Here is a 19,782-nt window from a genome sequence, read left to right on the forward strand (position 1 = left end):
GGCGATCACTCGACCACCGGTTTGACGTCGCCCTTGCCGACCGCGGCGAGCCGCTCGACCAGGGTCGGCCAGTCGACGCGGCGGTTGAAGCCGACCACGGTCAGCCGTGGCAGGCCCGAACCCTGCACGATAATAAAGCCCTGCCCCGCTGAACTCAGACCATCCATCGTGCACACCTCGTCGGCCAGGCGGCAGGCGATGCCCAGGCGCGAATAGCCGAAATCGTCGAACAGGCCGATCAGTTGCGACTGCAGGCTGGTCACGAACGACGCGTCGCCGACGCTCGACAGGTCCTGCACCGCGCGTTGGCTGATGCGCTGGCGCACGCCACGCTGTCTGTCGGTGTGCAATTCCGCGTCGAACGCGACCGCCTCCCAGTCGACCAGCCGCAAGCCGGCGATGCGACCGTCGAGGGTCCCGGTGATGGTGCCAAAGCCGAACACGCCGGTCAGCGATTCCAGGTCGAGGTCGTCGAGCGCGATGTCGGCCGACAGCGTCGGCGCGACCCCGAACGGCCGTTCCATCGCCAGCGACGACACCGCGACACTGCCGCCGAACAACTGCATCGCCAAGCCGCCGTCGAAGTCGAGCCGATCGTTGGCGTAGCGCGCCTGCGGGATGCGGCCGCTGAGTTCACCGGTGAACGCCGGCCAGTCCAGTGCTTCGGCCAGCTGGGCGACATCGAGCTTTTCCAGGGTCAGCCCGAAGCGGATGTCCAGGCCCTGCCCGGCCGATGGCGGACGCAACTGCAGGTGGTCGAAGCTGGCGTGGCCGCCGAGCATCGGCAGCGCGACCGCCTCGCGCAGGCGCAGCGCGCCGTCGCCACTGGCGAACGGCAACCGCGCCGGCCCGAACGCGAGGCCGTAGAGCGCGCCCGCGCGCCAGCGCAGTTCGCTGTGCACCGGCGTGGCGGCGTCGGAGGAAAACCGCACGTCGCCGTCGAGCCCGTCGAAGTCGAAGCGGCCTTGCGGGTCGTCGAACCCGGCGCCATGCAACGCCACCGTCGCCTCACGCAGGACTCCTTCGGCGACCCGCACCCGCGCATCGGCCGCGCCGCTGAGTTGCAGGTCGGCCAGGCCAGCCAGACCCAGCCAACCCGACAGGTAGCCATCGCGTAAAGGCGCCAGGTTGTCGCTGCGCAGGCGCAGGTCGAGCGCGCGGATATCCATGCCGGGCGTGAGCGCGGCGCTGCCTTCAAGCGCGAGCAAGCCGTCGTCGCGCCAGGCGATGTGCGGCAGCTGCCAGCCTTGTCCGTCCTGTTGGGTCGCCTCTATCCGCAATGCCACCGGCCGCTGCTGCAGCGAGACATAGGTGGTGCCGAACAGCAGCTCGCCGCCCAGCAGCTGGCCATCGACGATGACGCGATCGCGCGCGCCCAGGGTCGCATCCAGCGCCAGGCGCGCGCCGAGGTTCTCCGCAGCGATCATGCCGTCGGGGGTGTCGAGCGCGGCGCCGCGCAACGACAGCGGTCCGGCGATGTGCAGTGGCGTCGCCTTCGCGGCGGTGATCGCCAGTTGCCCATCTAGCGTGCCGGCGGTGAGGCGCGCCTGCGGCCACGCCTGCGCCAGCAGCGCTTGGGTCCATGCCAGCGGCACGCGGGTGAGGTCGATCCGGGTCACGTCGGGGGTGGCCGCGTCGCGCCGCAGCGTCAGGCTTGCGGGCCCGCGCGACAGGCGCGCGTCGGTGCTGGCCACGCCCAGGTCGATCGCCAGCCGCAACGGCCCGCCGCTGCCGCCACGCAGGTCGCCGTCACAACGCCAGCCGCCGTTTCCATCGCGTTGCAGGGGACAGCGCCAGTCCAGGTTGCGGAAGCGGTAGCCCAGCTCGGGGGCGTCGACGGCGCGCGCCTGCAACCGCAGGCGTCCGGCGCTCGCGTCCGCGGACCATTCCAGTTCCACCCGCACCTGCTCGAGGGTCGCCACCGCCGTAGTGATGCGGGCCAAGCGCGCCGTGGCCGTGCGCGCGGCGGCCTCAGTGGCGGCCAGCCACAACGCCGGCAGCAGCAACCACGCCAGCCACGCCACTTTCGGTCGCAGCATCGCCGGTCGCAGCTTGCGGACTGGCAGGCGTAGGATGATCGGCGACATCCGCGCAGGATACCGTCGGGACGCGAACCGCCGATGAAACCGTTGCCATCACCGCGGGTGCTGTTGGTCGAGGACGACCCCATCAGCCGCGCCTTCATGAGCGTGGCGCTGGAGGCCGTGCCGGCCGAAGTCGACAGCGCCGACAGCCTCGCCGCCGCGCTGGCGCTGGCCAATGCGCAGGACTACGCGTTGTGGCTGTTCGACGCGAACCTGCCCGACGGCAGCGGCGTCGAATTGCTCGCGCGCCTGCGCCACCGCCACCCGCACACGCCTGCGATCGCGCACACCGCGAGCGACGACAAGGCGGTGCTCGATACGCTGGCCGTGGCCGGGTTTGCCCGAGTGCTCGTCAAACCGCTGCCGTCGGCCACGCTGCAGCGCGCGGTGCGCAGCGTGCTGGGATTGGGCGACGCCGTCGGCCAGGCGTCCCGGGACGAGCCACAGGCCGATCCGCCGGCATGGGACGACGAGGCGGCCGCGCTGGCGCTCAACGGCAATCGCGCGCATATCGCCACCCTGCGCGGGCTGTTCGTGCACGAACTACCGCACGTGCGCGAGCGGATCCGCGCCGACGCGCGCTCGGGCGACCTGGACAGCGTGCGCGCCAGCTTGCACAAGTTGCGCGCGAGTTGCGGGTTCGTCGGTGCCGCGCGCCTGGGCGTGGCCGTGCGCGAGCTGCACCACCAGGCCGATTCGCCGGTGCTGCTGGCGCGCTTCGTCGATGCCGCGCAGGACACGTTGGCCGAGTACGAGCGGGTTCAGGACGTCCCGGTGTCCGGCTGAGGGTCGGGCATGGCAAGCCGCGCCGGCGACACGCGCGCGAGGTCACCGAGCATCTCCCACGACTTCAACCCGCGCGGCCCGAGGTGGTGCGCGAGCACCCCGCGCATCGCCCGCCGCAGGCTGGCCAGGTCCGCGGCCGCCGGCATCGCGTCCTGCGCCAGGGCGAGCAAGGCCTGCCCGGTCGCCGCGCTGCTGCGGTCGCCGTGGCCGCGATCGCTGAGTACGCGCACCGGGCCTTGCTCCGGGTCCAGGCGATAACGCGCGGCGGGGTCGACCGCGACGTCGCCGTCGTGGCTCCAGTCGAAGCCGAACCCGATCGCCTCCAGCAGGTCGCGTTCGAACCGACGCAACGTCCAGGCCAGCGACTCACCGGCACGCAGGCGCTCGCGCGCGTGCCGGTAGGCGGCAAACAGTTCCGGCTGCGGGTCGTCGCGCGGCGCCAGCCGCAGGGTCAATTCATTGAGGTAGAAGCCGGCGAGCATCGCCTCGCCCACCAGCCGCGGCGCGGCGTCGAGCGCCTCGGCCGAGGACAACCCGGCCAGCTCGCCGCGTTGCACCGCATCGAAGCGGATCCACTGCAGCGGCTGCAGGGCCGCACGAAGGGGTTGCCGCTTCGGTCCCTGCACGCCGCGCGCGACCAGGCCGACACGACCCTGGCTGACGGTCAGTACCTCGACCAGCAAACTGGTCTCGCGCCAAGGCCGCGCGTGCAGGACGAACGCCGGTTCGGCCACGAAACGCATGGCTCAGTCGCGCCCGTCGCTAATCGTGATACCCGAACGCGCGCAACGCGGCCTCGTCGTCCGACCAGCCCTCGCGCACGCGCACCCAGGTCTGCAGGAACACCTTGGCATCGAACAAGCGCTCCATCTGGATCCGCGACTTGGTGCCGATCTCGCGCAGGCGCTCGCCGCCCTTGCCGATCACGATCGCCTTCTGGCCGTCGCGTTCGACCCAGATCACCGCGCCGATGCGCAGCATCGTGCCGTCGACCGAGAAGCTTTCGATCTCGACCGTGGTCGCGTACGGCAACTCCTCGCCAAGCTGGCGCATCAGCTGCTCGCGCACCAGTTCGCCGGCGAGGAAACGCTGGCTCTTGTCGGTGATCTCGTCTTCGGCGTACAGCGCGTCCTGTTCGGGCAGGTGCGACAGCACCGTCTTGACCAGGCCTTCCAGTCCGTTGCGCTTGAGCGCGGAGATCGGGTGCACGCCGGCGAAGTCGCGGCCCTCGCTGACCTTGCCCAGGTACGGGAACAGCTCGGTCTTGTTCTTGATGCGATCGATCTGGTTGACCACGAGTACCACCGGCAGGCCGGCGCCACGCAGGGCCTCGTAAGCAAAGCTGTCGGCCTCCGTCCATTGGCCGGCACGTACCACCAGCAAGGCGACATCCACGCCCTCCAGCGCGCCGCGCGCGGCGCGATTCATCCAGCGGTGCATGGCCGAGGACGTCGACGTGCCCTGGTCGCGGTGCAGGCCCGGGGTGTCGACCAGCAGCAGCTGGCCTTCGGGAAACGTCGCGATGCCGAGCAGGCGGTGGCGGGTGGTTTGCGGCCGCGGCGAGACGATGCTGACCTTGGCCCCGACCAGGGCATTGGTCAGGGTCGACTTGCCGACGTTCGGGCGGCCGATGACGGCGACGTGGCCGGCGCGATAGGGGGTGGTGTTCATGCCGCCATTGTCCCCCAAGCGGACTTCCTTCGGGGCGTCCCCCGAGGGGGCCGGACGTAGGCAGAGTCAAACCCGCCGACAGGTCCGGCACGTGCGCCGGAAGCGGATGCGAAACGCGCAGCACCTGGCTGCGCGGCCGTCAGTCGGCCGCGGCCAGCTGCAGCAACGCCGCTTCCGCCGCGAGCTGCTCGGCCGCACGCCGCGAACCGCCCTCGCCTTCGCTGACGAGCGCCGGCTGCGCCAGCGTGCAACTGACGCGGAAGCTCTTGGCGTGCTCCTCGCCGGTTTCCGACAGCAGGGTGTACACCGGCAGCGGTTTCTGGCGGCCCTGCAGCCACTCTTGCAGACGCGTCTTCGCGTCCTTGCCGACCTTGTGCGGCGGTGGTAGCGCGGCCATCGCCGGCTCGAACCACGGCAGCACCGCGGCGCGGCAGGCCTCGAAGCCGGCATCGAGGTAGATCGCCGCGACCAATGCCTCGAGCGCATCGGCCAGGATCGAATCGCGGCGGTGGCCGCCGGACTTCATCTCCCCGGGTCCGAGGATCAGGCGCGACCCCAGGTCGAGTTCGCGCGCGATCGGCGCCAGCGCCGACTCGCGCACCAGCTCGGCGCGGGTGCGGGTCAGGGCGCCTTCGTCGGCCTGCGGCCAGCGCAAGTACAGCGCCTCGGCGATAAGCAGGTTGACCAGGCCATCGCCGAGGAATTCGAGGCGCTCGTTGTGCGGCGCGCCGGCACTGCGATGGGTCAAGGCCTGCGTGAGCAGGCGCGTATCGCGAAAACTGTATGGCGCGAAGCGCTGGTCGATACGTTCAATCAAGCCGCGTCACTCGACTGCCGAGCGCCGAAGTTCCTTGACCGCGTTGAACTTGCCAACCACATCGATATTCGCGATCAGCGGTTTGCGCACTTCGTAGTCAACCGTCATCTCGAAGCCGGCGTCCTTGCGAACGATCTTGACGTGCTCGGGCTTGATGTTCTCGGCATAGCTGATGTACAGCCGGCGGAAAAACAGGTCCTTGATCTTGGCCGTGTCCTGGTTGGCGATGCCCGGCTCGTTGGCCAGCCCCGCCATGGCCTGCTTGACGGCGTAGTACTCCGAATACATCGGGATCAGCTTCATGCCCATGTAGACGAACACGCCGACCACCGCCAGTACGATAATGAACCCGATCAGGGTCATGCCACTTTGCGTACGCTTCATCCGATCACTCCCCATTTGTCACGGACCCCAAGAAACGATTACTGGATGCGGCTGCCGACGCGCGAGAAATCCACGCCGCCGTCGATGTGCATCCAGATCAGGAACGCCTTCCCGCGCAGGTTCTGCTCCGGCAGGAAGCCCCAGTATCGGCTGTCTTCGCTGTTGTCGCGATTGTCGCCCATCACGAAATAGTGCCCCGGCGGGACTTCCCATTCGCCCTCGCCCTGATCGAGGAACGGCAGGTCGGTGCGCTCCAGGACGCGATGCTCGCGCCCGGGCAACGTCTCGCGCAACTCCTCGGCACCGGTCATCTCGGTGCCGTTGCCCTTGCCCTCGTAGACGCCCAGCGGCGCGTAGCCCAGCGGTTCGCCATTCAGGGTGACCTGGTTGTCGTGGTAACCCACCCGGTCGCCCGGCAGCCCGACCACGCGCTTGATCCAGTCCTGGTCCGGGTGGTGCGGCGGCCGGAACACCACCACGTCGCCGCGCTCGGGCGCGCCCAGGCCCACGAACTTCTTGTTGGTGATCGGCAGGCGCAGGCCGTAGGTGAACTTGTTGACCAGGATGAAGTCGCCCGTGAGCAGGGTCGGCATCATCGAATTGGACGGGATCCGGAAGGGTTCCGCGATGAAGCTGCGCAACACCAGCACCACCAGCAGCACCGGGAAGAACGCCTTCGAGTAGTCGATGACCAGCGGCTCGCTGCCGTCGTCGAGCAGGCCCTGCGCGGCGGCACGGCGCTTGGCGAAGACCAGCTTGTCGAGCAGCCAGACCAGGCCGGTAAACGCCGTCAGGACCACCAGTGCGATTTCGAACCAACGCATACCTTTTCCTTAGGGTTCAAAAGCGGGAACAGGGAATGGGGAACGGGAAAATGAAACTGCGGGGCGTATTCCACCGCCTGTCCGGATGAAGCCGCGAAAAACCGCCGTCGCGGGCCAGCATCCCCGTTCCCTGTTCCCTGTTCCCGCCTTTACTTGTTATCGACCTGCAGCACCGCCAGGAACGCTTCCTGCGGAATCTCCACGCTGCCCACCTGCTTCATGCGCTTCTTGCCGGCCTTCTGCTTCTCCAACAGCTTCTTCTTGCGGCTGATGTCGCCACCGTAGCATTTGGCCAGCACGTTCTTGCGCATCGCCTTGACCGTGCTGCGGGCGATGATCTGCGAGCCGACCGCGGCCTGGATGGCGACGTCGAACATCTGCCGCGGGATCAGCTCGCGCATCTTCTCGGCGATCTCGCGGCCGCGGCGGTCGGCATGGGCGCGGTGGGTGATGATGCTGAGCGCGTCGACCTTGTCGCCGTTGATCAGAGTATCGACACGCACGAACGGGCCGGCCTCGAAGCGCACGAAGTGGTAGTCCAGCGATGCGTAGCCGCGCGACACCGACTTGAGGCGGTCGAAGAAATCCAGCACCACCTCGGCCATTGGCAGCTCGTAGCTGATCTGCACCTGGTTGCCCATGTAGGTGATGCCGATCTGGCTGCCGCGCTTCTCCTCGCACAAGGTGATGCAGTTGCCGACGTAGTCCGGCGGGGTGAGGATGTTGGCGCGGATGATCGGCTCGCGGACTTCCTCGATCAGGTTGGTCTGCGGCAGCTTGGCCGGGTTGTCCAGCGGCATCACCGTGCCATCGGTCTTGAGCACTTCGTAGACCACCGTGGGCGCGGTGCTGATCAGGTTGAGGTCGTACTCGCGCTCCAGGCGCTCCTGCACGATCTCCATGTGCAGCATGCCCAGGAATCCGCAGCGGAAGCCGAAGCCCATCGCCTCGGAGCTCTCCGGCTCGAAGCGCAGCGCCGCGTCATTGAGGCGCAGTTTCTCCAGTGCCTCGCGCAGGTCGGGGTAATCCTCGGCGTCAACCGGGAACAGGCCGGCGAACACGCGCGGCTGCATTTCCTGGAAGCCCGGCAATGGCTTGGCCGCGGGATCGGACGCCAGGGTCAGGGTGTCGCCGACCGGGGCGCCGTGCACGTCCTTGATCGAGGCGTTGATCCAGCCCACTTCGCCGGCGCCCAGCTTGGGCAGGTCGGTGCGCTTGGGGGTGAACACGCCGACCTTGTCGACCAGGTGGGTGCGCCCGGTCGACATCACCAGGATCTTGCTGCCGGGCCGGATCTCGCCCTGCATCACCCGCACCAGCGAGACCACACCGAGGTAGTTGTCGAACCACGAGTCGATGATCAGCGCCTGCAGCTTGTCGGTGTCGCGCGGCTTCGGCGGCGGGATGCGGTGCACGATCGCCTCGAGCACGTCGACGACGTTGAGGCCGGTCTTGGCGCTGATCGCGACCGCGTCCTCGGCATCAATGCCGATCACCGCCTCGATCTCGGCCTTGGCGCGCTCGACGTCGGCCGTGGGCAGGTCGATCTTGTTGATCACCGGCACCACTTCCAGGCCCTGCTCGACCGCGGTGTAGCAGTTGGCGACCGACTGCGCCTCGACGCCTTGCGCGGCGTCGACCACCAGCAGCGCGCCCTCGCAGGCGGCCAGCGAGCGGCTGACCTCGTAACTGAAGTCGACGTGGCCGGGGGTATCGATGAAATTGAGCTGGTAGGTCAGCCCGTCCTTGGCCGTGTACGGCAGCGAGACGGACTGGGCCTTGATGGTGATGCCGCGCTCGCGCTCGATCGGGTTGCTGTCGAGCACCTGCGCTTCCATCTCGCGGGCCTGCAGGCCGCCGCAGAGCTGGATGATGCGGTCGGCGAGCGTCGACTTGCCGTGGTCGACGTGGGCGATGATGGAAAAGTTTCGGATCAGCTGCATGCTAGGACGCGTCGGCTCGCGATAAATCGATGAAATAACGCGCGATTATCGCATGAACCCGCGCCCTCCCGGCCGGCAGGTGCCGGCCGGAATGGCCCTGTCGCGGCCCCGAGGGCTTAGCCGACGTCGGCGCCCGCGGTGACCGCCACAAACTGGGTGGCGCCGCCGCGGCGAACCAGCAGCATCACCGTCTGCCCGGACTTGACCCCGGCCAGTTCACGATTGAGCGCGGCCGCGCTGCCGACGGCGTTGCGGCCGACCGAGAGGATCACGTCGCCGGCGCGCAGGCCGGCCTCGCGCGCGGACTCGCCGGTGACCTGGGCCAGGCGCACGCCTTCGTCGGCCTGCAGGCCCAGGCGTTGGCGCTCGGTGGGCGCGATGTCCTGCGCGATCAGGCCCAGCGCATTGGCGGCGGCCGGGGCGGACGGCGCGGCGTCCGGGGCCGGCGCGGTGCCGGCATTCGCGGCGACCCCGCCGTCGAGTTCGCCCAGCACCACGCTCAATTCGCGCGGCCGGCCTTCGCGCAGCACCGTGATCTTCGCGCGCGAGCCCGGCGCCATCGCGCCGACCAACGGCGGCAGGTCGCTGGACAGGTTGACCGGCTGGCCGTTGACCGCGCGGATCACGTCCATGCGCTGGATGCCGGCCTTGGCCGCGGCGCTGCCGGCCACGACGTCGGCCACCAGCGCGCCGCTGGAGTCGGGCAAGCCCAGGCCGCGCGCGGTTTCGCTGTCGATCTGCTGCACTTGCACGCCGAGCTGGCCGCGGCTGACCCGGCCGGTCGCGCGCAGCTGCTGCACCGCGTTCATCGCCACGTCGATCGGGATCGCGAAGCTCACGCCCATGTAGCCGCCGGAGTTGGAGAAGATCTGCGAGTTGATGCCGACCACCTCGCCGCGGGTGTTGAGCAGCGGCCCGCCCGAGTTGCCGCGGTTGATCGCGACATCGGTCTGGATGAAGGGCACGTACTGCTGGTTCGCATAGGGGTTGGCGCGGCCGACCGCACTGACGATGCCGGCGGTGACCGAATGATCGAGCCCGAACGGCGACCCGATCGCGACCACCCACTGCCCGGCCTTGAGCTGCTGCGAGCTGCCGGTGCGCAAGGCCGGCAGGCCCTTGCCCTCGATCTTCAGCAGCGCGACATCGGACTGTTCGTCGCTGCCGACGACCTTGGCGGTGAACTCGCGGCGATCGGACAGACGCACCGTGACCGTGCCGGCGCCGTCGACGACGTGGTGGTTGGTCAGTACGAAACCGTCGTCGGAAATCAGGAAGCCCGTGCCCTGCGACATGCCGCCACCGCGCGGGCCACCGGGACCTTGCGGGCCCTGCGGGCCGGGCACGGGCATTTCGTCGCCGAAGAAGCGGCGGAAGAACTCCGGAATCTCGGCATCGTCTGGCAGCTGCCCGCGGACCGGGCGGCGCGGGGCGATCTCGGCGCTGATGCTGACCACGGCCGGGCCGACCTGCTGCACGAGGTTGGTGAAATCCGGCAGCCCGGACACCATCGGCACCGCCGGCGGCGCGGTCGAGGGCACCGGCAGGATGGGGGCAGCGTTCGGGGCCTGCGCGGTGCAGGCGATCGGCAGTGCGGCGGCGAGCGCGCCGAGCAAGGCGATGGTGTGGAGCGGTCGGTTCATGGAATCGGCCTCGAAGTCTCGGGGGAAGAGAGAGTCAGGGGCGCCACGCGGGGAGCACGCGCGGTGTGCCGGTCGGGGTGCTCGCGGTGGCCGGTCAGGGACGCGGCCCGTCGCCGCCCGGCACGGCCGCGGCCGCGCCTTCGTCGGCCGGCATGCGCGGCTCGAACGGATAGAACGAAGGCGAGCTGGCGGTGCTGCTGCCGAAACCCGCCGTCAGCGCACCGGACGCCGCGGGGTAGTTCGGCAACACCGCACGGGGCCACGGACGGGTCGCGACTTCGGCCTGCGCCGGCTGGAATGGGTTGCCGGTCGTGGCCGACGCAATTGGCGCGTTGACCGCGATCGCGGTGGCCGATGCCGCGGCAACAACGGGTGTCTCGGTTCGGCGCTGCGCCACGCGCAACGCCGCGCGTTGGCTTTGCCCACGCGAACGTCGCTCGGCGACACGACGCGGCACTTCGGCAACCGCCGCTGCCGCCACGGCCAGCCCTGCGTTGTCAGCCGACGGTGCCGGGGCGATGGGCTCCACGCGGCCCGGATCGACCGAGGTCAGACCCGCACCTGCATTTGCCGGTACGGACGGATCCACCGCGGCCAGCTGGGTCAGTGGAACCGGCGGGGCGGTGCCGGGCGTGAACGGGCGCGCGACGAACAACGCGACCAGCGCCACCGACGCGGCCAGGGCCGCGCCGCCCACCCAACCTGCACTCCAGCGTGGACGGGTGCTGCGACGCGGTGTCGACCCCGCCGCCACAGCCGACCCCATTGCCGCCTGCAACGCCGGATCGATCGCGTGCACGGGCTCGATCGCGATCGCGGCGGCGACCCGGTCGGCGAAATCGCCCGGTGCGATCGCCGTGGTCTGCCCACGCAGCACGTCGCCAAGCAGTTGCCAACGCCCGCACGCCTGGCGCCAGTGCGCGTCGTGGCCGAGCCGCTTCAGCGCGAAGCGCGCGGCATCGCCGCGCAACTCGCCGTCGAACAGCGCGCTGCAGGTGTCCAGGTCGGTGGCCAAGCCGGTATTTGGGGTATCGGGTGTCATGTGGGGGTGTGCTCCCGGGTGTCGTTGTCCAGCAAGGGCTTCAATTCGGCGTCGATCGCCTCGCGCGCGCGGAAGATGCGCGAACGCACCGTGCCGATCGGGCAAGCCATCCTCGAAGCGATTTCCTCGTAGCTCAGGCCATCCATCTCACGCAGGGTGATCGCGGTCCGCAGCTCCTCCGGCAAGGCTTCGACCGCGCGCATCAGCGTGCGTTCAATCTCCTGCCGCAGCAGTTCACGTTCCGGGGTGTCGTTGTCGCGCAGCCGGATGCCGGTGTCGAACTGCTCGGCATCGCCGGCATCGACGTCGTCAGTCGGCGGCCTGCGGTTCTGCGCGACGAGGTGGTTCTTGGCGGTGTTCACGGCGATCCGGTGCAACCATGTATAGAACTGCGCATCGCCGCGGAAGTTCGGCATCGCGCGGTAGGCGCGGATGAAGGTTTCCTGGGCGACGTCCTGGCATTCGCTCCAGTCGGCGATGTAACGCCCGATCAGCCCCGTGATCCGATGCTGGTACTTGCGCACCAAGGCATCGAACGCGGTGCTGTCGCCACGCTGCACGCGACTGACCAGCTCCTGGTCCAACTCCATTTCAGGGGACAACACTTTTTCGGCCATGACCGCGCCGGCACTCCTGTCAGCTCGGCCGTGGCCGAACAATGGGACAACCCTGTCGGGACAAAGTTCAATCGGCGAAGACCGAACCGTTAAAGAATTGGGGTGCGCCCGCCCGGGCGCAACCGCCAAGCGTCACGACAACGGATCGGACCCCGCGGGCGCGTGCAGCCGGATGCGACGGGGTCGACGGCCCGCGCATTTGACGCAGGCGAAACAACATCGGGATGATAGCGGCCTACTCCATACCTGAACGGATGGTGCCGCATGACTGCCGGCCCCCACGCCCCCACGAGCTTCGACGGCCTGCGCGCCCGGCACTGGAAGACCGACCTGCGCGACGACGGCGTGCTGGTGCTGTCGTTCGATCGCGCCGACGCGACGGTCAACACCTTCGCGCAGGACGTGCTGATCGAACTGGACGGCCTGCTCGAGCGGCTCGCGCTGGACCCGCCCAAGGGCCTGGTGCTGCGCTCGGCCAAGAGCAGCGGCTTCATCGCCGGCGCCGACATCAAGGAGTTCCAGGCCTTCGACGAGAAGGGCGTGGTCGGCGATGCGATCCGCCGCGGCCAGCAGGTGTTCCAGCGCCTGGCCGAACTGCCGTTCCCGACCGTCGCGGCGATCCACGGCTTCTGCATGGGCGGCGGCACCGAGATCGCGCTGGCCTGTCGCTACCGCGTCGCCAGCAATGATCCGTCGACCCGGATCGGACTGCCGGAAGTGAAGCTGGGCATCTACCCGGGCTGGGGTGGCAGCGTGCGCCTGCCACCGCTGATCGGCGCGCCGGCCGCGTTCGACATGATGCTGACCGGCCGCGCGCTGTCGGCCGCGGCCGCGCGCGCGAACGGGCTGGTCGACAAGGTCGTCGAGCCGGCGCTGCTGGTCGACGAAGCCGCGAAGCTTGCTCTCAGGGGCACGCAACGGCCGTTCAAGCAGCGCGCGCTGGGCTGGGCCAGCAACACCTGGCCGGCACGCCAGCTGCTCGCACCGATGCTGGCCAAGCAGGTCGCGCGCAAGGCCCGCAAGGAGCACTACCCCGCCCCATACGCGCTGATCAGCACCTGGCAACGTAGCGGCGGCGGCGTGCAGGCGCGCTTGTCAGCCGAGCGCAAGTCGGTGGTCAAGCTCGCCTCGACCCCGACCGCGCGCAACCTGATCCGGGTGTTCTTCCTGCAGGAACGGCTGAAGGGCCAGGGCGGCAAGGATCACCGCATCGCCAACGTGCACGTGGTCGGCGCTGGGGTGATGGGCGGCGATATCGCAGCGTGGTCGGCCTACAAGGGCTTCAACGTCACCGTGGCCGATCGCGAGCAGCGCTTCATCGACGCCGCCATGACCCGCGCGCAGGCGTTGTTCGCGAAGAAGGTCAAGGACGAAGGCAAGCGGGCGACCGTAGCCGCACGCCTGAAGGGCGACCTGTCCGGCGACGGCGCGGCGCAGGCCGACCTGGTGATCGAGGCGATCATCGAGAAGGCCGAAGCCAAGCGCGAGCTGTACGCGCAGGTCGAACCGCGCATGAAGGCCGACGCGCTGCTGACCACCAACACCTCGTCGATCCCGCTGACCGAGTTGAGCGGCCACATCGCGCGCCCGGCGCAGTTCGCCGGCTTGCACTACTTCAATCCGGTGGCGATGATGCCGCTGGTCGAGATCATCCGCCACGACGGCATGGCCGCGGAAACCGAGCAGCGCCTCGCCGGTTTCTGCAAGGCGATCGACAAGTTGCCTGTGCCGGTCACGGGCACCCCGGGGTTCCTGGTCAACCGGGTGCTGTTCCCGTACATGCTCGAAGCGGTGACTGCGTACTCGGAAGGCATCCCGGGCGCGGCGATCGACAAGGCTGCGGTGAAATTCGGCATGCCGATGGGGCCGATCGAGCTGGTCGACACGGTCGGCCTGGATGTCGCCTCGGGCGTCGGCAACGAGCTGGCGCCGTTCCTCGGCCTGCCCATCCCGGCCGCGCTGTCGACGCCGCCGGAAGCCGGCAAGCGCGGCAAGAAGGACGGCCAGGGCCTGTACAAGTGGGAGAACGGCAAGGCGCTCAAGCCGGAACTGCCGAAGGACTATCAAGCGCCGTCGGATCTCGAGGACCGGCTGATCCTGCCGCTGCTCAACGAGGCGGTGGCCTGCCTGCACGACGGCGTGGTCAGCGATGCCGACCTGCTCGATGCCGGCGTGATCTTCGGCACCGGCTTCGCGCCGTTCCGCGGCGGCCCGATCCAGTACATCCGCCAGACCGGCGCCGACGCCCTGCTCGAACGCCTCAAGCAGCTGCACGCGCGTTACGGCGATCGCTTCGCGCCGCGCCCCGGCTGGGACAGCCCGGCATTGCGTTCTTGATCGTCATCCCGCGCAGGCGGGGTGAGGGTCCGCGCATGCGACATGGTTGAAGCGCATGTCGCGCGGCACCGAACGCCATCGAGCTGTGCTCGATGGCCGGGGATCGCAAGAACCAGTGACGGTGAAGGTCGACGCAGCCATGCTGGGAAGCAAGTGGCTGGATCGCCGCGTTCGCGGGCATGACGTTTCGGCAAAGCCGCGCTCAGCGCGCGGGCCGAAACGTCACATCGTGTGGGTCGCGCGCTCCGCGTTGAGCGTGCCGGCCAGCAGGGCCTCGATCTTGTTCTTGATCGCATCGCCCTCGGCAGTCTCGGCGAACTGCACGCCGATGCCGGCCGGGCGGTTGCCCTGCGCGCCCGCGGGCGTCACCCACACCACCTTGCCGGCGACCGGCTGGCGCTCGCTGGATTCGGGCAGGGTCAGCAGCAGGAACACCTCGTCGCCGAGGAAATAGCGCTTCGGCGTCGGCACGAAGATCCCGCCGTGTTTGAGGAACGGCATGTACGCGTTGTACAGCGCTGCCTTGTCCTTGACGGCCAGCGACAGGATGCCCTGTCGTGCGCCGGCTGCTCCGCTCATGCCACTCATCCCGGGTTTCCTCCAGCAGCCCGCGCGCCTTCCCCGGCACGCCAGGCCATCAACAATTCAACTACCGCCAAGTCGGCGCGGACCGTGGTCCGCAGCAGGTCGCGGGTGCGGTTCGCCTTGTCGAACCACGCGGCCAGACTGCGCGCACGTCGCGGGTCGGTCAAGCGCGCGGCCGCAACCAGGGCCAGGTCGGCGGCGTGGCCCAGGCGCAGCGCCGCGTCGTCGTCGGCGACCCAGCGCTGCGCGGTGGCGACCACGGCCGCGTCGCCACTGGCGAGCTTGGCCAGGTCGGCGGCGACCTCGCGCCGCAGTGCCATGCCGCTGCCCTGCAGCCACTCGTGCGCCAGGCCGGGGTGGCCGCGCGCGGCGTCCAGCGCTTCGTTTGCGGCGGCGTCGCTGTGCTTGTTCGCTTTCAGCCAGGCCAACGCCTCGTCGCGCGGCGGCAGGCGGAACTCGAGCCGCTGGCAGCGGCTGCGGATCGTCGCCGGCAGGCGCGCGGGGTGCGCGCTGAGCAGCCACAGGTAGCGTCCGGGTACGGGTTCCTCGAGCGTCTTGAGCAGGGCATTGCAGGCGGCGTGGTTGATCGCCTCGGCCGGATCGATGATCACCACCTGCACGCCGCCCAGGCGGGTGGTCAACGCCATCTGTTCGGACAGTGCACGGACCTGTTCGATCACGATCTCCGAGCGCGCCTTGGGCGGCTTGGCCTTGGCGTTGATCTCGTAGCCAACGAACACCAGGTCGGGGTGGCCCGAGTGGCCGTGCGGATGGGCGAGCGAGCCGTCGGGGCGGGTCTCGGGCGGGTCGCGCTGCGCGCGTGCGGCGAACATCTGGCAACCGCGGCATTGGCCGCACGGCTCGCCGTCCGCGCGACGATCGGTGCACAGCAGGCGCTGCGCGAGCCGTTCGGCGACCGCGCGCTTGCCCAGCTGCGCCGGGCCGCAGAACAACAGTCCGTGGCCGAGCCGGCCGGCATCGATCGCAGCGGCGGCCTGTTCGTACACGCGCTGCTGCCATGGCGCGAACGCGCTCATCGCAGCGCATCCATGTGCGCCCGCAGGTGCGCGACGGCCTGTGCGGCCACGGCGTGCGCCGGCTGCGCGGCATCGATCACCCGGAAGCGCGCGGCATGCGCCGTGGCGCGCGCGAGGTAGCCGCCGCGCACGCGCTCGAAGAATTCGTCCTGCTCGCTTTCGATGCGGTCCGCCGCGCCGCGGCCGCGCGCGCGCTGCAGGCCCACCGCGGCCGGCACGTCGAGCAGCAAGGTCAGCGCCGGCGCGATGCCGACCACGCGGCGTTCGAGTTCGGCAATGAACGCGACGTCGCCGCCACGTGCCGCGCCTTGGTAGGCATAGCTGGCGTCGGTGAAGCGGTCGCTGAGCACCCACGCGCCGCGCTCCAGCGCCGGCGCGATGGTTTCGCGCACGTGCTGCGCGCGCGCCGCGAACATCAGCAGCAGCTCGGTGTCGGCCGACGGCGCCTCGTGGTGGGTGTCGAGCAGCAAACCGCGGATCTGCTCGGCCAGCGGCGTGCCGCCGGGTTCGCGGGTGCAGACCACGTCGGCACCCGCACCTTGCAGCGCCTCGCGCAGCGCCGCCAGCACGGTCGACTTGCCGGCGCCTTCGCCGCCTTCCAGGGTGACGAAGCGCGGCTGGGTCTGCAGCGTTTGCTCGCGCGTCACTGCGCGCCCTGCGATTGCGCGGCGCGGTACTTCTGCAGGTAGGCGCGCACGTTGGCCTCGTGCTCGGCCAGGGTCTTGGCGAACAGGTGGCGACCGCTGCCGTCGCCCATCGCGACGAAGTACAGGTGCTCGCCGGGCGCTGGCTTGGCGACCGCGTTCAGCGCGTCGACCCCGACCATCGCGATCGGTGTCGGCGGCAACCCGGCGCGCGTGTAGGTGTTGTACGGGGTATCGGTGAGCAGGTCGCGTTTGCGGATGTTGCCGTCGTAGGTCGGGCCGATGCCGTAGATCACGGTCGGGTCGGTCTGCAGGCGCATGCCGATCTTCAGGCGGCGCTCGAACAGGCCGGCGATCTGCGGCCGTTCCGAAGCGATGCCGGTTTCCTTTTCGACGATCGAGGCCAGCACCAGCATCTCGTCGGCCGACTTCAGCGGCGTATCGGCATCGCGCTTCCGCCACGCGGCGGCGAGCGCGTTGGCCAGCGCTTCATGCGCGCGCTTGAGCAGGTCCAGGTCGCTGTCGCCACGGGTGTACTGGTAGGTCTCGGGCAGGAATCGGCCCTCGGGATGCTGGCCGGGATGGCCGAGCAGCTTCATCAGCGCGGCATCGTCGAGCTGCGCGGTTTCCTGCTCCAGCGGCGTGGCCTTGGCCAGCGCGGCGCGAAGCTCGCGGATGTTCCATCCTTCGACGATCGTGAAGCGGCGCTGGATCACCCGCCCATCGCGCATCGCGGTCAGCAGTTCGCGCGGCGAGGTGCCCGGCTCCAGCGGGTACTCGCCGACCTGCAGCTTGCCGTCGGCGCCCAGCTGCCGCGCCAGCGCGCGCCACTCCAGCGCCTCGCCTTCGCTGGCACCGGCCTCGCGCAACTTGCGCAGCACGATCGGCAGCGAATCGCCACGCTCGACCATCAGGCTCTCGCCGCTTTCCAGCCCCGACAGCGGCGCATCGGCGAAGCCGGCATAGCGCTGCCACAGCCAGAAGCCGGCGGCGCCGGCGGCCAACACCAGGATCAGGAACATCGCGCCAAAACGGCGCTGGGACTTGGGTTTGCGACTCACGGATGCTCCGGACGGTGGGCGGGCGTGGCGAAGGCGGGGTGTTCGGTCGCCAGGCGGCGCTGCAATGCGAGCACTTCAGCGTGCAGCGGCCAGCGGCGGTCGGCCAACCGTGTGACCGGCAGGATACCGCGCACCGCATTGCACAGGAAAAGCGCGTCGGCGGCTTCGACGTCGGTCACGTCGAGTTGCATTTGCGTGGCGCCCAGCTGATCAAGCGCCCAAGCCCGGCACACGCCCTCCACGCCGCAGCGCTCCACGGCGGGCGTCGCCCAACGGCCGGCCTTGAGCACGAACAGGTTGGCCGCGGTCGCGCACACGACATCCCCGTCGGTGCTGCGCATCAGGCCTTCGTCGACGCCGGCAGCGTCGCATTCGGCGCGCGCCAGCACCTGCTCGAGCCGGTTGCAGTGCTTGATTCCGGCCAGCGCGGGCTGGATCGACAGCCGCGTCTCGCACCAGCGCAGCGCGAGGCCATCGGCCCGGCATGGCGGCGGCGGTGGGTGGCGCGACAGCACCCAGGTGGGGATCGGATCGGGCGCCGGCGCATAACCGCGCTCCCCCGCGCCGCGGCTGACGACGAGCTTCAGCACCGCGTCGCCGCCGTCGGCCAGCAGCAACCCGGCTTCGGCACGGACCTGCGCCGCGTCGGGCAGCACCAGCCGCAGGCGCTGCGCGCCCCGCACCAGCCGCGCCCAATGCGTGTCCCACCATGGCACGCGGCCCGCGTGCGCGCGCATGGTCTCGAACACGCCGTCGCCGTACGCGAAGCCGCGATCGCCCGCCGGGATGCCAGCGGCGGGCTCGGTGCCGACGAAAACGCGCGCGCTGGTCGCGTCCGTGCTCATTCGCCGACACCCAGCGCGCGCAGCATGCCGCGCGCCTTGGCGCGGGTCTCGTCGAGTTCGCGCTGCGGGTCGGAGTCGGCGACGATGCCGGCGCCGGTGCGGAAACGCAGGGTGGCGCCCGGCCCCGCAACCATTTCGAGTTCGGCGCTGCGGATCAGGATGTTGAGATCCAGGTCGCCATCGCGGTTCAACCAGCCCATCGCGCCGGTGTACGCGCCACGGCCCGCGCCTTCGAGCTCGGCGATGATCTGCATGCAGCGCACCTTTGGGCAGCCGGTGATGGTGCCGCCGGGAAACACCGCGCGGATCACCTCACCCGGCGTCACTTCGTCGCGCAGACGGCCGCGCACGTTGCTGACGATGTGGTGGACATGGGCGTAGCTCTCGACCGTCATCAGTTCGTCGACCTCGACGCTACCCGGCGTACACACCCGGCCGAGGTCGTTGCGCTCCAGGTCGATCAGCATCACGTGCTCGGCACGTTCCTTGGGATGACCGACCAGCTCGCTGATACGTGCACCATCGTCGTCGCCGGGCGTGCGCGGGCGCGTGCCGGCGATCGGTCGGGTTTCGACCACGTCGCCGCGCACCGACACCAGCCGCTCCGGCGAGGCGCTGATCACCGCCCAGCCGTCGCCGGCGAATATTCCGGCGAACGGCGCCGGGTTGTTGAGACGCAGGCGCTGGAACAACGCAGCTGGCTCCAGCGCGCGGTCGAAGTGCGCGCACCAGCCGCGCGAGAGGTTGGCCTGGAACACGTCGCCCGCGGCCAGGTAAGCGAGCACCCGCGCCACGCCGTTGGTGTAGCGATCGGGCGCGTCTTCGTCCAGCCGTGACGGCGCTTGCCATGCCGGCAATGACGGCAGACGTGTCGCGGGTCCAAGATCGCCCACGATCGCCTCCAGCAACGCCGCATGCTCCGGCTCGGCCACCGCCACGCACTCGCCACTGGCGCGGTCGCGCAACACCGCCGCCGGGCAGCGCAAGGCCAGGGCGACGGGCAACGCTCCGGGTGCTGGTGGCAGCTGCAGCACCGGCTCGACCTGCGCGGCGAGCTCGTAGCCGAGCAGCAACGCCCAGCCGCCGCGGAACGGCCAGCGCGGCTCGTCGCGCGCGGTCCGGCACGCCTGCCAGCGCGAACCGAGCACGGCGAGGAAATCGCCGGCGATTTCGCGACCGTCCTGGTCGCGCGTGCGGCCATCGGCAGCGAGTTGCAGCGAAGTGCCATCCGCCGCGAGCAGCAGGTCCCAGCGGCCTTGCGCGGTGCCATGGGCGCTGGACTCGAGCAGCATCGGGTAGCGCTGCGGCGCGAGCCGATGCAGCGACAGCAGGTCGGTCGTCGAAGGCAGCGCGCGGGTCAGCAGCATCGGATTCCGGCAAGCCGTGGTTGCGCGAGAAAGATCGACAACGTCATCTGGGGTGAGGTGGGCACGTTTGGTGGTGCCGACCAGTGACATCCGGG

General features: G+C 69.8%; 18 protein-coding genes. 2 read left to right on the forward strand and 16 right to left on the reverse strand.

Annotated features, from left to right (window positions below):
* Positions 1-5 precede the first annotated feature (5 nt).
* Positions 6-2,087, reverse strand: a complete 2,082-nt coding sequence (locus tag ACFQZQ_RS04885) for a hypothetical protein (RefSeq protein ID WP_386811533.1) — start codon at positions 2,085-2,087, stop codon at positions 6-8.
* A gap of 33 nt (positions 2,088-2,120) precedes the next feature.
* Between ACFQZQ_RS04885 and ACFQZQ_RS04890 the strand changes: the two genes are divergently transcribed.
* Complete coding sequence (locus tag ACFQZQ_RS04890) at positions 2,121-2,870, forward strand: Hpt domain-containing response regulator (protein ID WP_386811534.1); 750 nt, start codon at positions 2,121-2,123, stop codon at positions 2,868-2,870.
* Here the strand turns inward: ACFQZQ_RS04890 and recO are convergent.
* The 9 genes from recO to rpoE all read right to left on the reverse strand — a co-directional run bounded on the left by recO (position 2,846) and on the right by rpoE (position 11,784).
* Entirely contained in the window at positions 2,846-3,613 is a 768-nt protein-coding gene (gene recO, locus ACFQZQ_RS04895) for a DNA repair protein RecO (RefSeq protein WP_386811535.1), read from the reverse strand. The two genes, ACFQZQ_RS04890 and recO, sit on opposite strands and share 25 nt — an antisense overlap.
* A 19-nt stretch (positions 3,614-3,632) precedes the next feature.
* A complete protein-coding gene (gene era, locus ACFQZQ_RS04900) occupies positions 3,633-4,541 on the reverse strand; it encodes a GTPase Era (protein WP_386811536.1) in 909 nt (302 codons plus the stop codon).
* A 139-nt stretch (positions 4,542-4,680) separates the two neighbouring features.
* On the reverse strand, positions 4,681-5,358 hold the full coding sequence (rnc, locus tag ACFQZQ_RS04905) for a ribonuclease III (protein WP_386811537.1): 678 nt from the start codon (positions 5,356-5,358) through the stop codon (positions 4,681-4,683).
* Positions 5,359-5,364: 6 nt separating this feature from the next.
* The gene (locus tag ACFQZQ_RS04910; RefSeq protein ID WP_386811538.1) at positions 5,365-5,742 is read right to left on the reverse strand and encodes a DUF4845 domain-containing protein; all 378 of its coding nucleotides are present in this window, start codon (positions 5,740-5,742) and stop codon (positions 5,365-5,367) included.
* A 38-nt stretch (positions 5,743-5,780) separates the two neighbouring features.
* Positions 5,781-6,566 carry a signal peptidase I gene (gene lepB, locus ACFQZQ_RS04915; RefSeq protein WP_386811539.1) on the reverse strand — a complete coding sequence of 262 codons (786 nt, stop codon included), beginning with the start codon at positions 6,564-6,566 and terminating at the stop codon, positions 5,781-5,783.
* A gap of 149 nt (positions 6,567-6,715) precedes the next feature.
* Positions 6,716-8,509: a translation elongation factor 4 gene (gene lepA / locus ACFQZQ_RS04920; protein WP_386811540.1), complete on the reverse strand. Its 1,794-nt coding sequence runs from the start codon at positions 8,507-8,509 to the stop codon at positions 6,716-6,718.
* 116 nt (positions 8,510-8,625) lie between these two features.
* On the reverse strand, positions 8,626-10,152 hold the full coding sequence (locus ACFQZQ_RS04925; protein ID WP_386811541.1) for a DegQ family serine endoprotease: 1,527 nt from the start codon (positions 10,150-10,152) through the stop codon (positions 8,626-8,628).
* Between the two features lie 94 nt (positions 10,153-10,246).
* Positions 10,247-11,194: an RseA family anti-sigma factor gene (locus ACFQZQ_RS04930; protein ID WP_386811542.1), complete on the reverse strand. Its 948-nt coding sequence runs from the start codon at positions 11,192-11,194 to the stop codon at positions 10,247-10,249.
* Entirely contained in the window at positions 11,191-11,784 is a 594-nt protein-coding gene (gene rpoE / locus ACFQZQ_RS04935; protein ID WP_386811668.1) for an RNA polymerase sigma factor RpoE, read from the reverse strand. The genes ACFQZQ_RS04930 and rpoE overlap by 4 nt, the downstream gene beginning before the upstream one ends.
* A gap of 291 nt (positions 11,785-12,075) precedes the next feature.
* Between rpoE and ACFQZQ_RS04940 the strand changes: the two genes are divergently transcribed.
* Positions 12,076-14,148 carry a 3-hydroxyacyl-CoA dehydrogenase NAD-binding domain-containing protein gene (locus tag ACFQZQ_RS04940; protein ID WP_386811543.1) on the forward strand — a complete coding sequence of 691 codons (2,073 nt, stop codon included), beginning with the start codon at positions 12,076-12,078 and terminating at the stop codon, positions 14,146-14,148.
* 222 nt (positions 14,149-14,370) lie between these two features.
* Here the strand turns inward: ACFQZQ_RS04940 and ACFQZQ_RS04945 are convergent, their stop codons facing one another.
* From ACFQZQ_RS04945 to ACFQZQ_RS04970, 6 genes are read right to left on the reverse strand one after another with little or no spacing between them, the layout of a single operon-like run.
* Positions 14,371-14,736, reverse strand: coding sequence for a PilZ domain-containing protein (locus tag ACFQZQ_RS04945; protein WP_386811544.1), 366 nt, complete (start codon positions 14,734-14,736; stop codon positions 14,371-14,373).
* The gene (locus ACFQZQ_RS04950; protein WP_386811545.1) at positions 14,733-15,770 is read right to left on the reverse strand and encodes a DNA polymerase III subunit delta'; all 1,038 of its coding nucleotides are present in this window, start codon (positions 15,768-15,770) and stop codon (positions 14,733-14,735) included. Before ACFQZQ_RS04950 ends, ACFQZQ_RS04945 begins: the two co-directional genes overlap by 4 nt.
* Positions 15,767-16,417 (reverse strand): dTMP kinase, encoded by a 651-nt coding sequence (gene tmk / locus ACFQZQ_RS04955; protein WP_386811546.1) that lies wholly within the window; start codon positions 16,415-16,417, stop codon positions 15,767-15,769. The genes ACFQZQ_RS04950 and tmk overlap by 4 nt, the downstream gene beginning before the upstream one ends.
* On the reverse strand, positions 16,414-17,436 hold the full coding sequence (gene mltG, locus ACFQZQ_RS04960; protein ID WP_386811669.1) for an endolytic transglycosylase MltG: 1,023 nt from the start codon (positions 17,434-17,436) through the stop codon (positions 16,414-16,416). Before mltG ends, tmk begins: the two co-directional genes overlap by 4 nt.
* Positions 17,437-17,471: 35 nt before the next feature.
* A complete protein-coding gene (gene pabC, locus ACFQZQ_RS04965) occupies positions 17,472-18,320 on the reverse strand; it encodes an aminodeoxychorismate lyase (RefSeq protein WP_386811547.1) in 849 nt (282 codons plus the stop codon).
* Entirely contained in the window at positions 18,317-19,687 is a 1,371-nt protein-coding gene (locus ACFQZQ_RS04970; RefSeq protein WP_386811548.1) for an aminodeoxychorismate synthase component I, read from the reverse strand. The genes pabC and ACFQZQ_RS04970 overlap by 4 nt, the downstream gene beginning before the upstream one ends.
* Positions 19,688-19,782: the final 95 nt, after the last annotated feature.

Source organism: Lysobacter koreensis (genome assembly GCF_042677045.1).
Taxonomy (GTDB): domain Bacteria; phylum Pseudomonadota; class Gammaproteobacteria; order Xanthomonadales; family Xanthomonadaceae; genus Lysobacter_K; species Lysobacter_K koreensis.